Origin of the sequence: Burkholderia territorii (assembly GCF_001718335.1) — a bacterium.
Classification (GTDB): domain Bacteria; phylum Pseudomonadota; class Gammaproteobacteria; order Burkholderiales; family Burkholderiaceae; genus Burkholderia; species Burkholderia territorii.
In genome coordinates, this window is sequence record NZ_CP013366.1 from 1,242,987 (window position 1) to 1,263,316 (window position 20,330).

General features: G+C 69.4%; 12 protein-coding genes. 6 read left to right on the forward strand and 6 right to left on the reverse strand.

Features of this window, described 5'->3' with window-relative positions; all coding sequences use genetic code 11:
* The first annotated feature begins 271 nt into the window (after positions 1–271).
* A complete protein-coding gene (locus WS51_RS16430; RefSeq protein ID WP_006754321.1) occupies positions 272–742 on the forward strand; it encodes an Lrp/AsnC family transcriptional regulator in 471 nt (156 codons plus the stop codon).
* An 80-nt stretch (positions 743–822) separates the two neighbouring features.
* Here WS51_RS16430 and WS51_RS16435 read toward each other — a convergent pair whose 3' ends face one another.
* Genes WS51_RS16435 through WS51_RS16445 form a run of 3 tightly spaced genes read right to left on the reverse strand, consistent with a single transcriptional unit; the run spans position 823 to position 4,310 of the window.
* A complete protein-coding gene (locus WS51_RS16435) occupies positions 823–1,596 on the reverse strand; it encodes an ABC transporter ATP-binding protein (protein WP_059449430.1) in 774 nt (257 codons plus the stop codon).
* Between the two features lie 4 nt (positions 1,597–1,600).
* A complete protein-coding gene (locus tag WS51_RS16440; RefSeq protein WP_069229454.1) occupies positions 1,601–3,277 on the reverse strand; it encodes an ABC transporter permease in 1,677 nt (558 codons plus the stop codon).
* Complete coding sequence (locus WS51_RS16445; RefSeq protein WP_059769854.1) at positions 3,267–4,310, reverse strand: Fe(3+) ABC transporter substrate-binding protein; 1,044 nt, start codon at positions 4,308–4,310, stop codon at positions 3,267–3,269. Before WS51_RS16445 ends, WS51_RS16440 begins: the two co-directional genes overlap by 11 nt.
* Before the next feature lie 240 nt (positions 4,311–4,550).
* Between WS51_RS16445 and WS51_RS32120 the strand changes: the two genes are divergently transcribed.
* The gene (locus WS51_RS32120) at positions 4,551–4,712 is read left to right on the forward strand and encodes a hypothetical protein (RefSeq protein WP_147956104.1); all 162 of its coding nucleotides are present in this window, start codon (positions 4,551–4,553) and stop codon (positions 4,710–4,712) included.
* A gap of 144 nt (positions 4,713–4,856) precedes the next feature.
* Here WS51_RS32120 and WS51_RS16450 read toward each other — a convergent pair whose 3' ends face one another.
* Both WS51_RS16450 and WS51_RS16455 read right to left on the reverse strand, forming a co-directional pair.
* Positions 4,857–6,224 (reverse strand): amino acid permease, encoded by a 1,368-nt coding sequence (locus tag WS51_RS16450; protein WP_069229455.1) that lies wholly within the window; start codon positions 6,222–6,224, stop codon positions 4,857–4,859.
* 292 nt (positions 6,225–6,516) lie between these two features.
* Entirely contained in the window at positions 6,517–8,808 is a 2,292-nt protein-coding gene (locus WS51_RS16455; RefSeq protein ID WP_059769852.1) for an FUSC family protein, read from the reverse strand.
* 181 nt (positions 8,809–8,989) lie between these two features.
* Between WS51_RS16455 and recC the strand changes: the two genes are divergently transcribed.
* The 4 genes from recC to arfB are packed head-to-tail and all read left to right on the forward strand — an operon-like array spanning position 8,990 to position 18,691.
* On the forward strand, positions 8,990–12,328 hold the full coding sequence (gene recC / locus WS51_RS16460) for an exodeoxyribonuclease V subunit gamma (RefSeq protein WP_069229456.1): 3,339 nt from the start codon (positions 8,990–8,992) through the stop codon (positions 12,326–12,328).
* Complete coding sequence (gene recB / locus WS51_RS16465) at positions 12,325–16,029, forward strand: exodeoxyribonuclease V subunit beta (RefSeq protein ID WP_069229457.1); 3,705 nt, start codon at positions 12,325–12,327, stop codon at positions 16,027–16,029. The genes recC and recB overlap by 4 nt, the downstream gene beginning before the upstream one ends.
* Positions 16,026–18,290, forward strand: coding sequence for an AAA family ATPase (locus tag WS51_RS16470; RefSeq protein WP_069229458.1), 2,265 nt, complete (start codon positions 16,026–16,028; stop codon positions 18,288–18,290). Before recB ends, WS51_RS16470 begins: the two co-directional genes overlap by 4 nt.
* A complete protein-coding gene (gene arfB, locus WS51_RS16475) occupies positions 18,287–18,691 on the forward strand; it encodes an alternative ribosome rescue aminoacyl-tRNA hydrolase ArfB (RefSeq protein ID WP_059870307.1) in 405 nt (134 codons plus the stop codon). Before WS51_RS16470 ends, arfB begins: the two co-directional genes overlap by 4 nt.
* A 54-nt stretch (positions 18,692–18,745) precedes the next feature.
* Here the strand turns inward: arfB and WS51_RS16480 are convergent, their stop codons facing one another.
* Positions 18,746–20,026 carry an EAL domain-containing protein gene (locus tag WS51_RS16480; protein ID WP_059505984.1) on the reverse strand — a complete coding sequence of 427 codons (1,281 nt, stop codon included), beginning with the start codon at positions 20,024–20,026 and terminating at the stop codon, positions 18,746–18,748.
* Positions 20,027–20,330: the final 304 nt, after the last annotated feature.

The window sequence follows — 20,330 nt, forward strand, 5'->3', positions numbered from 1 at the left end:
AAGGCGGCGCGCGGGTGCCGCCCTTCGCCGTGAGCGGCCAGCCGGCAGCGCGGCTGCCGCGACTTCAGGCGATTCCACCTCGACCGGTGGAATCGCCTGTTTCGTTTGATGTGCCGATGATCGATGGACCGCCGCGCCGGGCGCGTGCGTGGCGCGGTTTCTTCCCGGCCGATTGGTATTTATCCCGGTCGACGCCGCGCGGCGGTTTCCATATTGTTCCCCGTCATGCAGGATGCATAGAAAAAATTTCTATCTACGAGGGACCTGGCAAATGGATGCCATCGATCGCAAGCTGCTGGAGCTGTTGCAGGCAGATGCCACATTGCCGATTGCGGAGCTCGCGCAGCGCGTGAACCTGTCGCAGACGCCGTGCTGGAAGCGCGTGCAGCGGCTCAAGGAAACCGGCGCGATCCGCGCGCAGGTCGCTCTGTGCGATCCGCGCAAGCTCGGTGTCGGCACGACGGTGTTCGTCGCGATCCGCACGAACCAGCACACGGAGGAATGGGCGCAGCGCTTCACGCAGGCGGTGCGCGACATGCCGGAAGTCGTCGAGGTCTACCGGATGAGCGGCGAGACCGACTATCTGCTGCGGGTCGTGGTGGCCGGCATCGACGATTACGATCGCGTGTACAAGCAGCTGATCCGCGCGGTGCCGCTGTTCGACGTGAGCTCGTCGTTCGCGATGGAGCAGATCAAGTATTCGACCGCGCTGCCGGTGCGCGACCTGTCCGAGCCGGCATAGCGCAAGGGACGGCAACGGATCGCGTCGGCGCGCAGCGGTGCCGCGCATGCGCGCCGGTGATACGCGCCGTCGTCGCCCGGTCAGCGGCCGCGCGACAGCGCGCGGGCGCGTTCGTCCGCCAGCGCGTCGCGGCGCACGAACTCCGCGACGAACGGGCTGGCCGGATGGTGGTGCAGCGCGTAGGGCGTGTCCCATTGCGCGAGTCGGCCGTCGTTCATCACGCCGATCCGGTCGGCGATCGCGAACGCTTCCGCCTGGTTGTGCGTGACGAGGATCGCGGTGTGACCCGTGCGCTTCAGGATGTCGCGCAGCTCGAACGCGAGACGCTCGCGCGTATCGACGTCGAGATTCGAGAACGGCTCGTCGAGCAGCAGCAGCTCCGGCGACGGCGCGAGCGCGCGGGCGAGGGCGACGCGCTGCTGCTGGCCGCCCGACAGCTCGTGCGGATATGCGCTGCCGGAAGCGGCGAGCCCGACGAGTTCGAGCATGTCCGCGACGCGCGCGCGTCGCTCGGCCTTCGGCAACCGTCGCAGCCCGAACGCGACGTTGTCGGCCGCGCTCAGGTGCGGGAACAGCGCGTAGTCCTGGAACATCATCCCGATGCGCCGCCGCTCGGGCGGCACGTCGAGCGACGGCGCCGCGACGGGCGTGCCGTCCAGTACGATGCGTCCCATGCGCACGGGCTCGAAGCCCGCGATCGCGCGCAGCACGGTGGTCTTGCCGCAGCCCGATGCGCCGAGCAGGCAGCCGATGTCGCCGCGTGGCAGTGCGAGGCTCAGCCCGTCGACCACCGTGCGGCGGCCGTGCGGCGTGTCATAGGCGATGCAGAGGTCGTCGAGTTCGAGAAGGTTCACGGTGTCAGGTTCCGATCTTGTGACGGGTGCGCGCGAGCAGGATCACGGGCACGAGCCCGGCCAGCACGATCGCGAGCGCGGCGACCGCGCCTTCCTCATAGGTGCCGCGCGCGGCCTCTGCATAGAGCCACGTCGCGAGCGTGTCGAAATTCAGCGGGCGCAGCAGCAGCGTTGCGGGCAGCTCCTTCATCGCATCGACGAAGACGAGCAGTGCGCTCGTCGTGAGCGCGGGCCGCAGCAGCGGCAGGTGCACGCGGCGCAGCGTGCCGCTGGCCGTCTCGCCGAGCGAGCGCGCGGCATGCTCGAGCGACGGCGGAATGCGCGCGAGACCGGCTTCGATGCTGCCGGCCGAGATCGCGAGAAAACGCACGGTGTACGCGATCACAAGTGCGGCCGCCGATCCCATCAGCAGCAGGCCGTCGCGGCCGAACGCCGCGCCGAGCAGCCGGTCGGCCGCCGCGAACGGGACCAGCAGGCCGATCGCGAGCACGGTGCCCGGCACTGCATAGCCGAGGCTCGCGATTCGCGCGCACACGCGAGCCGGGCCCGCACGCGCGCTGTCGCGCCGCGCGCGCGCCGCCCACGCGACGACGAGCCCGCATGCGAGCGTCGCGACGGTTGCGGCGGCGGCGATGGTCAGCGTGTTCGCGAGCCCGGTCATCAATTGAGCGGATACGCCGCCGACGAGATGCAGCCGCTTGCCGGTCTCGACCGCGAGGTACGCGGCCGGCGCGCCGAAGCCGAGCAGCACCGGCAACCAGCCGAGCATGGCGGCGCTCCACGCGGCCTTTCCCGTCAGCTTGCGCGGTGCGATCGGACGCATGCGCCGGCCGTGCGCGTAGCGCTGGCGTCGGCGCCCGTAGCGTTCGAGCACGATCATGCCGACGACGATCGCGAGCATCGCGAGCGCGATCTGCGCGGCGCCGGCGAGATCGGAGCGCGTGATCCAGGTCGTGTAGACCGACACGGTCAGCGTCTGCACACCGAGGAATTCCGATGCGCCGATGTCGTTCAGCGTTTCGAGCAGCGCAAGGCTCACGCCGACCGCGATCGCGGGCCGCGCGAGCGGCACGACGACACGCCAGAACGTCGTGACGCGCCCCGCGCCGAGGGTGCGCGCGGCTTCGAGCAGGCTCGCGGACTGCGTGACGAACATCGCGCGCGTGCTCAGGTACACGTACGGATACAGCACGAAGCCGAGCACGAAGATCGCACCGGGTAGCGAACGCAGGTCGGGCAGCCGGAACTGGCGCGGGCTGTCGAAGCCGAGCAGCCAGCGGATCGCGCCCTGCACCGGGCCGATCGGATGAAGCAGGTCGAGGTATGCGAACGCGACGATATAGGTGGGCACCGCAAGCGGCAGCAGCAGCGCCCAGGTCAGCATCCGGCGGCCGGGAAAATCGTACGCGGTGACGAGCCACGCGCAGCCCGTGCCGAGCACCGTGACGATCGTGCCGACGCCCGCGAGCAACAGCAGCGTGTTGACGAGTGCCTGCGGCAGCACGAATTCGGCGAGATGCTTCCAGTGCGCGAGATCCGCGCCGAACGACGCCGCGACCAGCACCGCGAGCGGCGCCGCGACCACCGCGGCGATCGCGACGGCCGCGCCGAGCCAGAGCGCGCCCGCGCGCGCATGGCGCCGCCGGCCTCGCGCGCGGACGATCGATGCATCAGTTGTCAAAGCCGACCTTGTCGACGAGCTGGCTGGCCGCCTTGCGGTGCTTCGCGATGTCGGTCAGCGGCAGCGAGTCGACCTTCAACGGGCCGAAGCTCGCGATCACCGGGTCGAGCTTCACGTTCGCGCGCACCGGATATTCGTAGTTCGCCTGCGCATACAGCGCCTGCGCTTCGGGCGACACGAGGTATTCGAGCAGCTTCACCGCGTTGGCCTTGTGCGGCGCGTGCTTCGCGACCGTCGCGCCGCTGATGTTCACGTGCGTGCCTCCGCTCTTCGCGTTCGCGAACGTCGGCCGCACGACCTTGATCGCGTCGCCCCACTTGCGCGCATCGGTGCCCGGCTCCGCGTTCTTCATGTGGCCGACGTAGTACGCATTGGCAAGACCGACGTCGCAGATGCCGCCGAGAATGTCGCGCGCGACGTCGCGGTCGCCGCCCGTCGCCTTGCGGGCGAGGTTCGCTTTCACGCCGCGCAGCCACTTTTCGGTCGCGGCTTCGCCGTCGTGCGCGATCATCGCCGCGACGAGAGCCGTGTTGTACGGATGCTGCCCCGAGCGGATGCAGACCTTGCCCTTCCATTTCGGATCGGCGAGATCCTCGTAGCGGAACGCGTCGACCTTCAGGTCCTTCTCCACGTACAGCACGCGATCGCGCAGCGACAGCGCGTACCAGTCGCCCTGCGCGCCGCGCAGGTTCGCGGGAATCGCATCGTCGAGCATCTTCGAGCGCACCGGTTGCGCGAGCCCGCCGTCGACAAGGTCGAGCAGGTTGCCGATGTCGACCGTCATCAGCACATCGGCCGGCGACTGCGTGCCTTCCGCCTTCACGCGCTCGAGCAGGCCGTCCTTCACGAACACCGTGTTGACCTTGATGCCGCTCTGTTTCGTGAACGCGTCGATCAGCGGCTGGATCAGCTTCGGTTCGCGGGTGGTGTACAGGCTCACTTCCTCGGCCGCGTGAGCCAGCGGCGCGAATGCGGCGGCGGCAAGGGCGAGGGCGCCGGCGAGCGGCAGCAGGCGGGTGCGCGGATTCGACATGGAGACTCCGATGAGGCAGGCGGACGAAGAAGCGTTCCGGGGCGTGCCTGCCGCCCGAGCAACCCGAAACATTACAAAGCGAAAGATTTCGGATTCTAGATCGGAATGGGAATGATTATCAAATGAAAGGTTGCGCGACGCGAGGACGAAGGCGAGAGGAGGGTGCTCCCGGCGCGCCGCAGCGCGGACGCAAGCGCGTAGAATGCCGGCTTCAACGAATTCGACGGAGCGGCACCGACCATGAACGATCAGCGCAAGAAGAACCCTGTCCGCAACGTGAGCATCCTGATCGTCGTCGTTGTGCTGCTCGTGATCGGGACGATCCTGTACAACGCGATCTCGCAGAAGCGCGCGTACGACGAAGCCCATCCGGCCGAGGCCGCGAGCGCCGCGTCGCACTGACGCACGCGCGCACGCGCACGATCGGGCCGCCAGCGATGCTCGGGAACGGCAGGAAGAATGGAAGCGGTGGGCAGCGCAGGGCGTCGCGCCGGGACGGACGCGGGCGCCGAAGCCGGCGCGCCGCGTGGATGGGTCAGCTATGCGTCAACGTGACGCAGGCGCAAACTTCGGGCGGATGCGTGCGTAGAACACGACCGCGAGCAGCGCGAGCCATGCCGCGCCGACGTAGAGCGCGACGCGCGTGTCCTCGAACCAGCCGAGCATCACGATCACGAAAGTCATGAACGCGATCGTCAGCGCGGGTGCGACGGGCCACAGCGGCACCTTGAACTTCAGCGCCGCGACTTCCGCGCGCGACAGGCGACGGCGCATCGCGACCTGCGACAGCAGGATCATCAGCCACACCCACACGGTCGCGAACGTCGCGATCGCCGCGACCACCAGGAATACGTCCTTCGGCATCAGGTAGTTGAGCAGCACGCCGACCAGCAGCGCGCCGGCCATCACGAGCACCGTGACCCACGGCACGCCGTGCCGCGATGTCGTCATCAGCACGCGCGGTGCCTGGCCCTGCCGCGCCATCCCGAACATCATCCGGCCCGCGCCGAAGATGTCGCTGTTGATCGCCGAGATCGCCGCGCTGATTACCACGAGGTTGAGAATCGTCGCCGCCGACTTCACACCGAGTGCCGAGAAGATCTGCACGAACGGGCTGCCGTCGCTGCCGACGCCGGTCCACGGGCTGATCGACATCAGCACGATCATCGTCAGCACGTAGAACAACAGGATGCGTGCGGGCACCGCGTTGATCGCGCGCGGAATCACGCGCTCCGGATCCTTCGCCTCGCCGGCGCTCATCCCGATCACCTCGATGCCGCCGTATGCGAAGATCACGACCGACAGCGACGCGACCAGCCCGCCGATCCCGTTCGGGAAGAAGCCGCCATGGTTCCACAGGTTGGCGAACGTCGGCACGTCGGCCGAATGGCCGAAGTGCATGCCGGTCAGCAGGATCGCGACGCCGCCGCCGACCATCGCGACGATCGCCCCGACCTTGATGATCGACAGCCAGAACTCGAGCTCGCCGAACACCTTCACATGGCACAGGTTCAGCCCGCAGATGACCGCGACGACGCCGAGCACCCAGATCCATTGCGGGACATCGGGAAACCAGAAGCCCATGTAGATGCCGAACGCGGTGATGTCGGCGATGGCGACGATCACCATTTCGAGCGTGTAGGTCCAGCCGGTGACGAAGCCGGCGAACGGGCCGAGGTTCTCGGTCGCGTAGTGACCGAACGAGCCGGCGACGGGCTCGCGCACGGCCATCTCGCCGAGCGCGCGCATCACCATGTAGACAGCCGCGCCGCCCAGGATATAGGCCAGGATCACCGCCGGGCCCGCAAGCTGGATCGCGGACGCCGAGCCGTAGAACAGCCCGGTGCCGATCGCCGAGCCCAGCGCGAGAAAGCGGATGTGCCGCGCGCTCAGATGGCGCTGCAAGTTCTTCATCGAGTCTCCGATATCGTTATGCGACGGACCGGGCGAGCGGAGCCGGCCCGGTTGGCTCAAGTTGTCTATACAACTTGAATGTGACGGAATGATAACAAGCCGGGCCATGTGACCGGAATCGGGTATTCCCTGAGTGGCGCAACCGGCGCAATCGGAGGTGGGGCCACCGCGTGGCAGGCGCGGGTGGCGTATCGGGCGTGCGGATCATGCTTGGGGAGGATGTTGCGGGGCGGCGAGCGCTGCCGGCCGGCCCGCTTGCGCAGGCAGCCGGTGGCGGAACGACTTCATCGCGTCATGCAGGCAGGCGAATGACGCTTGCGTCCTTGCGAATCAGCAGCGACGACGCGAGCATCTGCTTGCACTGGTGCGCGAGCACCTTCAGGTCGTGCGTGAGCTCGGCGCCCACCGCGTCGGATTTTTCCGCGGACACGACCATCGCGTCGAGGTCGCGGGTGATCTGCTTCGTCGCGTCGAGATGGTCGGCCGGCGGCGGCTCGCCGGCTTCCGCCTTCTCGAGATTCTCGAGCACGGCCGACAGGCCGCGGCGCAGCGCATCGTCGTGGACGAGGTTCGCGTCGGCCGCGCACGCGCTGCGGATCAGCGGCGCGGCGGCGGTGATCTGTGCGCCGAGCACGTGCGTCTGCACGAGCAGGTCGTTCAGCTCCGGCACGAAGCGCTGGTGCGCCTTCGGCTCGATCATCATCCGCTGGAACGCCTGTCCGAGGTTGGCGAACGCGATGTGCACGTCCTTGCGCGCGAGGCGGTAGCGGTAGTCGTCGTCGAGGGCGGTGGCCGGCGTCTCGATCGCCGCGGCCACGACCGGCACCACCGCCGCGCCGTCGGCGGTCGGCACCGGCGGTGGCGACACGCCGCGCCCGGCGCGCCACACGGCCTCGAAATACTTGCGGGTCGAAGTCAGCATGTCGGTGACGAGCTTGCCCATCAGCCGGTATTCCCAGTACGGGAACAGGCGGCTCGCTGCGATCGCGATCATGCAGCCGACCACCGTGTCGATCGCGCGCTCGCCGATGATGCGCATGCTGCCCGGCGCGAGCAGGTGGAACATCAGCAGCACGTAGGACGACGTGAACACGACGCTCGCCGCGTAGTTGAACAGCAGCAGGCTGTAGCTCATCACCATCGACCCGAACATGATGGCGATCAGCAGGTGCGGCTCCTTGACGGTGTAGATCAGCGCAATGCTCGCCGCGCAGCCGATCAGCGTGCCGACGATACGCTGCGCGTTGCGCTGCTTGGTGAGCGAGTAGCCGGGCTTCAGGATGATGATGGTCGTCATCACGATCCAGTAGGCGTTCGTCAGCGGCAGCAGCCGGCCGAGCCAGAAGCCGACCGCGACCGCGATCGTCACGCGCAGCGCATGGCGAAAGCTCGGCGAGCGCATGTTCAGGTTCGAGAAGATCAGCAGCGGCGACATCCGGCGCCGCTGCAGGAAGCGCGTGAGCGCCTTGTCGATCTTCAGTTCGGTCTGCTGCGGGTCGGCATGGCCCGACAGGTTGCGGCGCATCCGGTCGATCAGGCGCGTCGCGCTCCAGATGCGCCGGAACGTCGCGAGCACGGCGGCGTAGGCTTCCGCGTTGGTGGCCGGGAAGTTCTTCTTGCGCATCAGTTCGATCTCGTACTCGATCGCGCGCAGCTCGGCCTTTACGCTGATCCGCGAATGCGGCGCGCGATTCTCGAGCACCGCCAGGCCGATTTCCTCGAGGTCGCGGGCCGCCTTGCGAATCAGGTCGCGATAGAAAATGATCAGGTCGGAGCCGCCGAAGGTGTTGCGCACGAGCGGGTAGTCGGTGTGCGCGCCGACGAACAGCTCGTGCAGGTCGACGCTGTTGATGAACAGGTTGTACATCGTCGTGCGGCCGGGGTCGAGCTTGCCGCGGCGCAGCTTCGGCAAATTGCGCAGCACGATGTCCCGTGCCGTTTCCTGGGTTTCGACCGCGGTGATCTGCTTCGCGACGAGATTGCGATAGCACTCGTCGAGATCGGCATCGAGATCGTAGAACTGCGCACGCGCGAGCAGGTAGTCGGCGCACGCGAACAGGCTTTCGGCGAGCGCCTGCTGTTCGATCCGGCGCGCCTGCCATTGCGACACGAGCGTCGCCCAGTACGTGTACCAGAGGCCGCCCGCGAGAATCCAGCCGGCATTGACGAATGCCTGCAGCGGCGTGAACTTCTCCTCGAGCGTCATCACCATCATGAACAGCGTCGCGAAGCTGATCTGCGGCCAGCGGTTGCCGTAGACGACGATCAGCGACAGCACGAACGTGAGCGGCACGATCGTGAGCCACAGCGCGAAGATGTTCGGCGTGGCGAGGCCGGTCGCGAGCGCGGCCAGGAAACCGATCACGCTGCACGCAAGCATTTCGTTGTGCTTGTACTTCAGCGGGCCCGGCATGTCGACGACGCACGCGCCGAGCGCACCGGTCGAGATCGTGAAGCCGAGCTCCCGGTTGTGAAACACGATCAGGCACAGCACGGCCGGCAGCGATACGCCGACCGCGATCCGCAGGCCGCCGAAAAAGTACTGGCTGTAGAAAAACTTTCTGATTTCGACCGAATAGCGCATCGATGAGCTGAATGACAGACGAAGACGCCCGGGGCGGCGTATTGACTGGCGACGAGTCTATCGTATTTCGCGGTCCGCAAAACCTGGCCATTCGGACGAGGTCCGCCGCGACGGCCCTTTTGCTATCCTTGGTGCTCCTGTTCGCCCGGCCTGTCCGGCGCGAGGCTCCGACACCCGCCGCATGCTCCATCTCTTCTATTCGAACCGTCACGAAACGCTGGCCGACGCGCTGCTCGACGACCTGGCCGCGTTCCCGGCCCGCAACGGCCCGTGGGCGCCGCAACAGGTCATCGTGCCGAGCGCTGCGCTGCGCCGCCGTCTGGAACTCGACATCGCCGCGCGCCACGGCGTGTGCGCGAACGTCGAGTTCACGTATCTCGCGCAGTGGCTGTGGGCGCAGATCGGCCGCGTGCTGACGGTGCCGGCGCGCTCGCCGTTCGCGCCCGATCGCCTCGTGTGGCGCTGCTACCGGCTGTTCGCGCAAGGCGGCAGCGGCGCGCCGTGGCTCGCGTCGCCGCGGCTGGCCGCGTATCTGTCCGCGTCCGACGACGCGATGCGCTACGAGCTCGCGCAGCGTGTCGCGTCCGTGCTCGATCATTACCTGACCTATCGACCCGAATGGCTCGCCGCGTGGCAAGCCGGCGAGTCGGTGCTCGCGGGCGACGCCGCGCCGCGCGGAATCAGCGATGCCGCACGTGACGACGAGCACTGGCAGGCCGCGCTGTGGCGCGCGCTGCTCGCGGAGCTGAGCGACAGCGGCCCGCCGCCCGCGCATCGCTTCCTGGTGGAGGCGCGCAACCTCGATCTCGAAACCGTCGCGCGTGCCGACTGGCCGGAATCGGTGAGCGTGTTCGCGCTGCCGACGATGCCGCCGCTGCACGTCGCGCTGCTGCGCGAGCTGTCGCGCTGGATCGACGTGCGCGTCTATGCGCTCAACCCGTGCCGGGAATTCTGGTTCGACATCGTCACCGCCGCGCACGCCGAGGCGCTCGACGCGGCCGGCCGGCTCGACTATCAGGAAGTCGGCCATCCGCTGCTCGCGGAGTGGGGGCGGCAGACGCAGGCGCAGTTGCACATGCTGCACGAACTGACTGAAAGCGCCGCGTCGGGCGATGCGTCGCGTTTCGTCGAGAACCCCGCGCCGACCTGGCTCGCGCGTGTGCAGAACGCGATCCTCGAACTGCAACCGGAGGCCGAGCTCGGCGAAGCGCCGGCCGAGCGCGGGATCGAGGTGCACGTGTGCCATAGCCTCGCGCGCCAGCTCGAGGTGCTGCACGATCGTCTGCTCGCGTGGTTCGATGCGGACGCGACGCTGCAGCCGTCCGATGTGCTCGTGGCGGTCGCCGATCTCGCGGCGGCCGGGCCACTGATCGATGCCGTGTTTGGCACGGCGGGCGCCGGCGGCGCGCGCGTGCCTTATCGGATCACCGGCCTGCCGCCGTCGCAGGCGAACCCGGTCGCGCGCGTGCTGCTCGAATGGCTCGCGTTGCCGGAACGGCAGGTCGGCGCGCCCGAGCTGGTCGAATGGCTGCGCGTCGACGCGGTGGCGGCCCGTTACGGCATCGACGCAACCGCGCTCGAGACGGTTCAGACCTGGCTCGCGGCCGCCGGCGCGCGGCGCGGGCTGTCGCCGACGGTGAGCGACGATGCGGCGGTGCCCGCGCCGCGCCATACGTTTTCCGATGCGCTCGCGCGACTCTTCCTCGGCTATGCGATGCCCGAAGGCGCCGCGCCGGTCGGCGCATGGTTGCCGATCGAGGCGGCGACCGGCAGCGAGGCTGAACTGCTCGGCCGGCTCGCGCGCTTCACGGACGATCTCGACGGCTTCTCGCGACGGCTCGCCGACGCGCACACGCCGCGCGCATGGAGCGAACTGTTCGCCGATACGCTCGCGCGATTCTTCGACTCCGGTGCCGCGTATGCCGATGCGCTCGCGGGCGTGCGCGACGCGCTCGACGCGATGCTCGCCGCGATGACGGAGGGCGCCCCCGACGAGGCCTTGCCCGCGGCCGTCGTACGCGCTGGCCTGGCAGCCGCGCTCGACGATCCGGCGCGCGGCGGCGTGCCGTGGGGCGGCGTCACGTTCTCGTCGCTGACGAGCCTGCGCGGGCTGCCATACCGCGTCGTGTGTCTGCTCGGCATGGACGACGGCGTGCTGCCGAGCCTGGCTCGCGCGGACGAGTTCGACCTGATGGCCGTGCTGCCGAAGCTCGGCGACCGCCAGCGCCGCGACGACGAACGCAACCTGTTCCTCGACCTGCTGCTCGCCGCGCGCGACCGGCTGCTGATCGCCTATACGGGGCGCAGCATTCGCGACAACGCGCCATTGCCGCCGGCGGCCCTCGTCGACGAACTGCTCGACCATCTCGCGCTCGTCACGGCCGGCGAGGACGCCGCGCCGGATGCGGTCGATGCCGCACGGCGCGCGTTCATCGTCGAACACCCGCTGCAACCGTTCGCGGCCGAGTATTTCCGGCCCGGCAGCGATCTGGTGTCGTACGACGCCGAGCGCGCGACGCTCGCATCGCTGCTGGCAGCCGACGGCGCGCGCGATGCGACGCGCGAGCAGCCGTTCTTCGCGCAGCCGTTGCCGGCCGAGCCGGTCGAACCCGTCGCGTTCAGCGAATTCGAACGGTTCTGGCGGCATCCGGCTCGCGCGTTGCTGCGCGCACGGCTCGGCATCGTGCTTGCCGACGCGCAGGCCGAACTGCTCGACACGGAGCCGTTCGCGCTCGACTTCGCGGGCAGCGACGCGCTCGCCGAGCGCGTGCTGCCGCTTCTGATCGAATCGGATGAAGGCGGCGTGCACGATCACGCGCTGCGCATCGCGGATGCCAGCCCGGAACTGCCAGGCGGCGCGACGGGTGCCGTCTGGCGCGACCAGGCGCTCGGCTCGATGGCGCAGCTTGCGTCGAACGTGCGCCGTGCGCTGGCCGACGGCATGGAACGGCGGGCGTTTACGCTCGCGATCGCACCGGCATGGCCCGACACCGAGCAGACGCTGTTCGGTGCCGACGATGCGATGCTGTCGCGCGATGCGGTGGATGCGCCGCTCGAGCTGCACGGCACGCTGAACCGGTTGACGCCGGCGGGCCAGATCATCTATCGCTATGCACGGCCGAGCGCGCGCGATTACCTGTCCGCGTGGCTCGCACACCTCGTCTACTGCGCGGTGGCGCCCGACGGCCCGCGCCGCACGCTCTGGTTCGGCAGCGGCGGCGCATTCGAACTCACGCCGGTCGCGGCACCGCTCGATCGGCTCGCGCCGCTCGCCGCGCTGTTCCGCGCGGGGCGGCGCATGCCGCTGCGGTTCTTCCCGCGCAGTGCGTGGGCGCGCGTTTCCGACGGCGAGGCGAAGGCCGCGAGCGTCTGGATCAACGAGCGCGTGGTGAGCGAAGCCGACGATCCGGCGATCGCGATCGCGTGGCGCGGCGCGCATCCGTCGCTCGACGAGCCGTTCGGCACACTCGCGCGGCTGGTGTTCGAGCCGATGCTGGAACACCTGAAGGAGGTCGCATGAGCGCCGAATCCCAGCCGCAGGCGGCGCTCGAACTCGACGTGTTCGCATGCCCGCTTGACGGCGTCAACCAGATCGAGGCGTCGGCCGGTACCGGCAAGACGTGGAATATTTGCGCGCTTTACGTGCGCCTGCTGCTGGAGAAGGATCTCGGCGCGGACGAAATCCTCGTCGTGACCTTCACGAAGGCCGCGACGGCGGAGCTGCACGAGCGGATCCGCGGCCGGCTCGCGCAACTCGCACATGCACTCGATACCGGTGACGACGGCGGCGATCCGTTCGTTGCGCGCCTGCTCGAGACCACGCTCGGCGAAGGCGGCGCGCTCGACCCCGATACCGCCGCGAAGCGAATCCGGCGTGCGCTGCGCGCATTCGACCAGGCGGCGATCCACACGATCCACGCGTTCTGCCAGCGTGCGCTGCAGGAAGCGCCGTTCGCGGCCGCGATGCCGTTCGCATTCGACATGCAGGCCGACGATGCGGCACTGCGCTTCGAGCTCGCGGCCGACTTCTGGCGCACGCGCGTGGAGCCGATGGCCGCGCGCTGGCCGGGTTTCGCGACGTGGCTCGTCGATGCGGGCGCGGGCCCGGCCGCGCTCGACGCGCAGCTCGCACGGCGGCTGAAGAAGCCGCTCGCCGCGCTGCGCTGGGACGGCGTCGGCGAACCGGACGCAGCGGCGGAGGCCGCTGCCGCCGAATGCTTCGCGGAGGCCGCGCGGATGTGGGCCGACGAGCGGGATGCGATCGACGCGTTGCTGCGCACTGCGCAGCCCGTGCTCAATCAGCGCTCGCACAAGCCGGACGCGCTCGCCGACGCGCTCGAAGCGTGGTCCGCGCATTTCGCGCAAGGCAACGCCGCGGCCGCACTACCGAAGGCGGCGCTCAAGCTCACGCGCACCGCGCTCGCGAAGGCGACGAAAAAGGGCGGCGCGACGCCGGAACACCCGTTCTTCGACGTGGCCGACGCGCTCGAAGGGGCGGTGGCCGCCGTCGAGGCCACGCAGCGCGCACGCTGGCTCGCGCTGGTTGCCGACTGGCTCGACACCGCCCCGGGCGAGCTGGCCGAACGCAAGCGTACGCGGCGCGTCGTGTCGTTCGACGATCTGCTCGCCAATCTCCATCACGCGCTGCATGCGCATCCGTGGCTTGCCCAGACGCTGCGCGCACGCTATCCGGCTGCGCTGATCGACGAATTCCAGGACACGGACCCGCTGCAGTTCGCGATCTTCGACCGGATCTTCGCGCCGGGCGGGCCGCTCTTTCTCGTCGGCGATCCGAAACAGGCGATTTACAGTTTCCGCGCGGCGGACCTGCATACGTATCTCGCCGCACGGGCAAGCGCGAGCGCGTGCTACACGCTCGCGGTGAACCAGCGCTCGACACCGGCGATCGTCGATGCGTGCAACCGCTTCTTCATGTCGAACCCGCGCGCATTCGTGCTCGACGGGCTCGACTATTACGCGGTACGGGCCGGCACGCGCGTGCGTGCACCGTTCGTCGATGAATCCGATCAGGGGCCGGCCGGCGATTTTCGGATCTGGGCGCTACCGGCCGGCGACGGCACGCTGCTCAAGCGCGATGCGCAAGCCCAGGCCGCGCAGGCGTGTGCGGCCGAGATCGCGCGGCTGATGCGCGGTGCGCGCGAAGGCCATGTGCGGCTCGGCGATACGCCGCTGTCGCCGGGCGATATCGCGGTGCTGGTGCAGACGCACCGGCAAGGGAGCCTCGTGAAACGCGTGCTGGCCACGTGGGGCATCGGCAGTGTCGAGCTTGCGCAGGCCTCCGTATTTTCGACCGGCGATGCCGAGCAGCTCGAGCGCGTGCTCACGGCGATCGATGCGCCGGGCGATCTGCGACGCTTGCGTGCGGCGCTCGCCGCCGACTGGTTCGGCCTCGATGCGCAGGCGCTGTGGCGGATGGAGCAGGGCGACGGCGATGCGTCGCGCGCAGCCGCCGACACTGCGGACGCGATGAGCTGGGTCGAGCGCTTCTCGCGCTATCGGCTGTTGTGGCGCGAGCGCGGCTTCGCGGTGATGTGGCGTACGTTCACGCGCGAGCTGCGGATTGCCGAGCGGCTGATGGCCGGTGCGGACGGCGAACGGCGCGTGACCGACATCAACCATCTGGCCGAACTGACGCAGGCGCGTGCGTCCGCGCAGCCGGGCATCGCGCCGACGCTGCGCTGGCTCGCCGCGCAACGGCTCGACGGCGGCGGCGAGGAAGCGCAACTGCGTCTCGAATCCGATCGGAACCTCGTGCAGATCGTGACCGTGCACAAGTCGAAGGGCCTCGAATACGCGGTCGTGTTCTGTCCGTTCCTGAACGACGGCGCGCTGCGCGAAGCGCCCGCTTCGGCGCTGCCCGACGCGCGCGAATATCACGACGATGCAGGCGACGCCGTCCTCCATTACGGGTGCGACGACGAAGCTGCCGAACATGCCGCGCGCCAGGCGTTGCGCGAGCAGGCGGCGGAACGCGCGCGGCTCGTCTACGTGGCGCTCACGCGCGCGGTCTATCGGTGCTATCTCGTCGCAGGGCCATATCTGTCGTCGCGCTCGACCCGCGAGGCGCGGCGCAGCGTGCTGAACTGGCTCGTGGCCGGGGCCGGCCAGTCGTTCGACGCGTGGCTCGACGAGCCGCCCGACGAAGCGGTGCTCGATGCTGCGTGGCAGGCGCTAGCGGGCGGGCCCGTGAGCGTCGCACCGTTGCCGATGCCGGTGCGCCGCGAGCGGCTGGTGGCTGGCCACGATGCATCGCAGACCCTCGCCGCTCGCCATGCGACGCGCGTGCTGCGCGACGCGTGGCGGATAGCGAGCTTCAGTTCGCTGACCGCATCGATGGCGCGCGAGGAGGCGGGCGTCGCGGCCGTGCCGGACGACGAGCTGCGGCCCGATCACGACGCGCTTGCGGCCGTGCTGCCGGACGGTGCGCCTGGCGTGGGCGACGCCGTCGCGGTCGAGCCGCCGGACGACGACATCCTCATGTTCCCGCGCGGTGCGGCAGCGGGCGAGTGTCTGCACCGCCTGTTCGAGCTCAGCCGATTCGACGCGCCCGATTCGTGGCATCAGGCGGCACTCGGCGCGCTGCATGACCGGCCGGTCGAGGCAGAGCCGGAACTCGCAAAGCGCCTGCCCGCGATGATGGCGCGGCTCGTCGACGATGTCGTGCGCACGGAGCTCGTGCCGGGCATGCGGCTTGCGGATCTCGATCCCGCCCGGCGGCTCGACGAAATGGGTTTCCTGTTTCCGGCGCCTGCGCTCGAGCTCGGCGCGCTGCGCCGGCTGCTGGTCGCGCACGGCTATCCGGACGTTGCGCTGGACGCGGGCACGCTCGCCGGTTTCATCAAGGGTTTCATCGACATGATCGTCGAACACGACGGCCGCTTCTGGATCGTGGACTGGAAGTCGAACCATCTCGGCAATACGCCGGACGCCTACGGCCCGCGCGCGCTCGACGTCGCGATGGCCGATCACGCATATCACCTGCAGGCGCTGCTCTATACGGTCGCGCTGCATCGCTATTTGCGCGGCCGGCTGCCCGACTACGACTACGACACGCATGTCGCGGGCTACCTGTACCTGTTCGTGCGCGGCGTGCGGCCGCACTGGCGCAGCGCCGGCGAGCCGGCCGGCGTGCACGCGCGGCGGCCCGCGCGCGAACTCGTCGACGCGCTCGACCGGATGATGGAAGGGGGCCGCGCATGAACGTGTCCGACGATACGCTCGAATTCACCGGCGGCCTCGTCGCGCGCTTGCCCGAGCCGGCTGATTTCGGCATCGCGCTGGCGGAAGGGTTCGCGCGACGCATCGGCGACCTGTCGCGCCGCGCGGGTGCGCCCGCCGCGGCTGCGCGCTGGGCCGCGCGTGCCGCATTCGCAACGAGCCGGGCGACCGCGGGCGGCCACGTGTGCGTGTCGCTCGGCGCGCTCGCGCAGCGCTACGAGGAACCGCTCGACGACGTGCGCGCGGCACTTGCCGCGAGCGGCGTGGTGGCATTCGGCACGCTCGCGCGCGGCGACGAGCGGCCGCTGATCGTCGATCGGCACGACCATCTTTATCTGTCGCGCTATTTCGACTACGAGCGACGGCTCGCCGATGCACTCGTCGCGCAGGCAGGCGTCTCCGCGCCGGGCGACGCGCTGTCGCCCGACCGGTTGCGCGACAGTCTCGCGCGTTACTTCGGGCCGGCGACGGGCGAGGTGGACTGGCAACGCGTCGCGGCGATCGTGGCGCTGACGGGACGCGTGACGATCGTCAGCGGCGGCCCCGGCACCGGCAAGACGACGACCGTCGTCGGCGTGCTGGCTTGTCTGCTCGACGCGCATCCGGGGTTGCGCATCGCGCTGGCCGCACCGACGGGCAAGGCCGCGCAACGGATGCAGGAAGCGCTGCATGCGCGGGCGGGCGACCTGCCGCCGGAACTTGCCGCGCGCCTGCCCGACACGTCGTACACACTGCATCGCCTGCTGGGCGGTGGCGGTGGCGGTGGCGCGGGCTTCCGCCATCATCGCGACAATCCGTTGCCGTACGACCTGATCGTGGTCGACGAGGCGTCGATGATCGACGTCGCGCTCGCCGCCCATCTGCTCGACGCGCTCGCGCCGGGCGCGCGGCTCGTGCTGCTCGGCGACAAGGATCAGCTTGCCGCGGTCGAAGCCGGCGCCGTGTTTGCCGAACTCAGCGCGCGACCGACGTTTACCGCCGCCGCGCGCAAGCGCATCGCGGATGCGCTCGGGATCGACGAAGCGGCTTTCGTTGCCGCTTTGCCGGTACCGGACGGCGAGGCGGCGGTTGCCGTCGCGGCTCGAGCGCCGGCCCCGGCGCCTGCGCCGTTGTCGGCGAGTGCTGCGCGCAAGCCGTCGGCGCGGCGCAACGTCGATGCACGCCAGGCGTCGCTGTTCGACGACGGCCCGCAGGAAGAAGCGGTTTCCCCGGCCGCTTCGTCGTCGCCTGAACCGGCGAATCTCGATAACGCGTTCGCGGCCACCGATCCTGCGTGGATCGAGGCCGACGACCTCGCGTGGCTCGATGCGATCGAGCTCGCGCCGCTCGATCCGTCCGCTCCGGCGATCGCGCCGATCGACGCCACGCGAGCCGACGACATCGCCGCCGCGCCGCCCGCGCCCGCACCGCTCGCCGACTGCGTCGTGTGGCTCGAGCGCAATTACCGTTTCGGCCTCGATTCGCCGATCGGTCGCCTGTCGCTCGCGATCCGCCGTGGCGACGTGCAAGGCGCGCTCGATGCGTTGCCGGCCGACGATGCCGCTGCCGCATCGTTTCACGACGATGCGGGCGAGACGCTTGCGGCGTCGACGGTCGAGCGGCTTGCGCGCCGGTTCGGCGCGTACCTCGATGCGCTGCGCGCCGCGCTGTCCGAGCCGGAGCCCGATCCGTTGCCCTTGTTCGATGCGCTCAACCGCTTCCGGATCTTGTGCGCGACGCGCACGGGATCACGCGGTGCCGAACACGTCAATGCGCTGGTGGCGTCACATTTGCGGCATGCCGCGCGCGTGCCGCTCGCGGTCGGCGCACACTGGTTCACCGGTCGGCCGATCATGGTGACGCGCAACGACTATGCACTCGGCCTGTTCAACGGCGACATCGGCATCGCGCTGCCGGACGCGCACGGCGTGTTGCGCGTATGGTTCCGCCGCGCGGACGGCACCGCGCGCGCCGTGTCGCCCGCAGCGCTGCCGCCGCACGAAACGGCATTCGCGCTGACCGTCCACAAGTCGCAGGGCTCCGAATTCGACGAGGCCGCGCTCGTGCTGCCGGCGTCGTTCGGCCGGGTGCTCACGCGTGAACTCGTCTACACCGCCGTCACGCGCGCACGCACGCGCGTGCAGGTAATCGGCCCGCGGCGTGTGCTGGCCCAGGCGGTCGCGACACGTACGCAACGCGATTCGGGCCTTGCCGCCCGCGTCGACGAGGCGCTCGCGCGGCGCCGCAAGGAGACGTCGCGATGATGATCCGCTACACGCTCGATCCGGCCGAAGTCGAATGGACCGCCGTGCGCGCGCAGGGCGCCGGCGGCCAGAACGTCAACAAGGTGTCGAGCGCGATTCACCTGCGTTTCGACATTCGGGCGTCGTCGCTGCCGCCCGTCATCAAGGAACGGCTGCTCGCGCTGTCCGACCAGCGCATCACGCGCGACGGCATCGTCGTGATCAAGTCGCAGGAATACCGCACCCAGGAGAAAAACCGCGAGGCGGCACTCGCGCGGCTCGATGCGTTGATCGGCAGCGTCGCGTTCACGCCGCGGGCGCGGGTCGCGACACGGCCGACACGCGCATCGAAGGAGCGGCGGCTCGAACACAAGTCGCGCCGCAGCATGGTGAAGTCCGGAAGAGGCAAGGTGACCGACTGACGCCGGAACCGGTCGATGGGCCGCCATCGCGGCGCAGCCGTGCCGCGGCGTCAGCTAACGCATCACGGTGCCCGCACTGTCGAGCACGAAGTCGACGCAGAACACCACGAGGCGGCTTTGCGCGCGAATCGCGACGGCTGCCGTGTAGCAATCGCGGCCTTCGGTCAGCGAGAAGTGCGGGCCCATCAGCGCGACGCGCCCCGGTGCCGCGATCGCGCGCTGGAAGTACGGGCGCCGCGACCAGTTGCTGTGCGTCTCCGGAAACAGCGGCGAAAGCCGCGTGCCGGTCGTCTGGCCGTCCTCGGGACGCGCGCCGATCGACGGCAGGAACTGTTCGCCGATCTCGTCCGTGACGAACACCCGGCGCGCGGCCGGCACCGCGAATACGCGCTGAGCGGCGTCCTGCAGATTGCCGCTCGCGGAAAATGCGGCCGCGCCGGCGAGCACGAGCCGCTCGATCGCGTCGAAGCCAGGCTGCTCGGCGATCGCCGGGGCATGCCGGCGGGCGATGAAGCGTTGCCACGCGGCGTCGAGCATCGCGGGCGCCGCGGCACTCGCGTGCGCGATCGATGCGTCGGGCTGGCCGAACTGGAAACCCTGGACGAAATCGATGTCGGCCTCCATCAGCGTCTGCAGCGCGTCGTCGCTTTCGACGCCTTCGGCGAGCACCATCGCGCCGGCCTGGTGGAGCATCGATACCAGGTGGTGCATGATGCGACGGTCGTCGGCCGACGCGTTCGCGCGTTCGACCAGCGACCGATCGAGCTTCACGATATCGGGACGTGTGCGCCAAACACGGTCGAAATTCGAGAACCCGGTGCCGAAATCGTCGATCGCGATCAGGAAGTCCCGGTGCTGGATCATGTCGATCGTGCGGGCGAGCGCCGCTTCGTCGCGCGCGGGCTGCTCGACGACTTCCAGCACGATGCGGTTCGGCGGCAGCGCGAAATGACGGCACAGCGCTTCGACGAATTCGCGCTGCACGAGGCCCGAATCGAGCACGCGCGGCGTCACGTTCAGGAACAGCCAGCCGTCGCCGATGCCTTGCGCGACGAAGTTGGCCGTATGCAGGCAGCGGGCGAGCCGGTCGAGCAGCAACGCTTCGGCAGCGGCACGCGTCCTGTCGAACAGCGCGACCGGCGAAACCAGTGTGCCGTTCTCGTCCACGACGCGCAGCAACGCTTCATAGCCGACCACGCGCTTGTGCGTGATCGACAGCACGGGTTGAAACACGCTGCGCAGCGTCGTCTCGCGGTACGTGGCGGTCCAGCCGCTGGGCGTCGGCGTGAGGCGTTCGAGCAGGGAGTCGAGCGAGAGATCGCGGGAGGGCTTCATGTCAACGATGCCCGGGGGCGATCGGGGGGGCGGCATCGTACGCGCCACGCAGAAGCCGTCGCACGCACAGGTGGACGCGAAAGATCGTGGTGCATCGTAACCGCCTTCTGCGGATGGATATTTCGAGTGTAACGGCAATGGTGCCGCGCGCGTATCAGGGTAACTCCAGACGCAAACGCTACACCGACGGCTGGACGCGGCTGTGCGACCGGGAACACGACACGCGCGGCTCGCTGCTCGCGTATGCGGCGACAGCGCCGCGTGTGCCGCGCGCATCGCGTGCAAGGAATACGGGAGGGCCGGA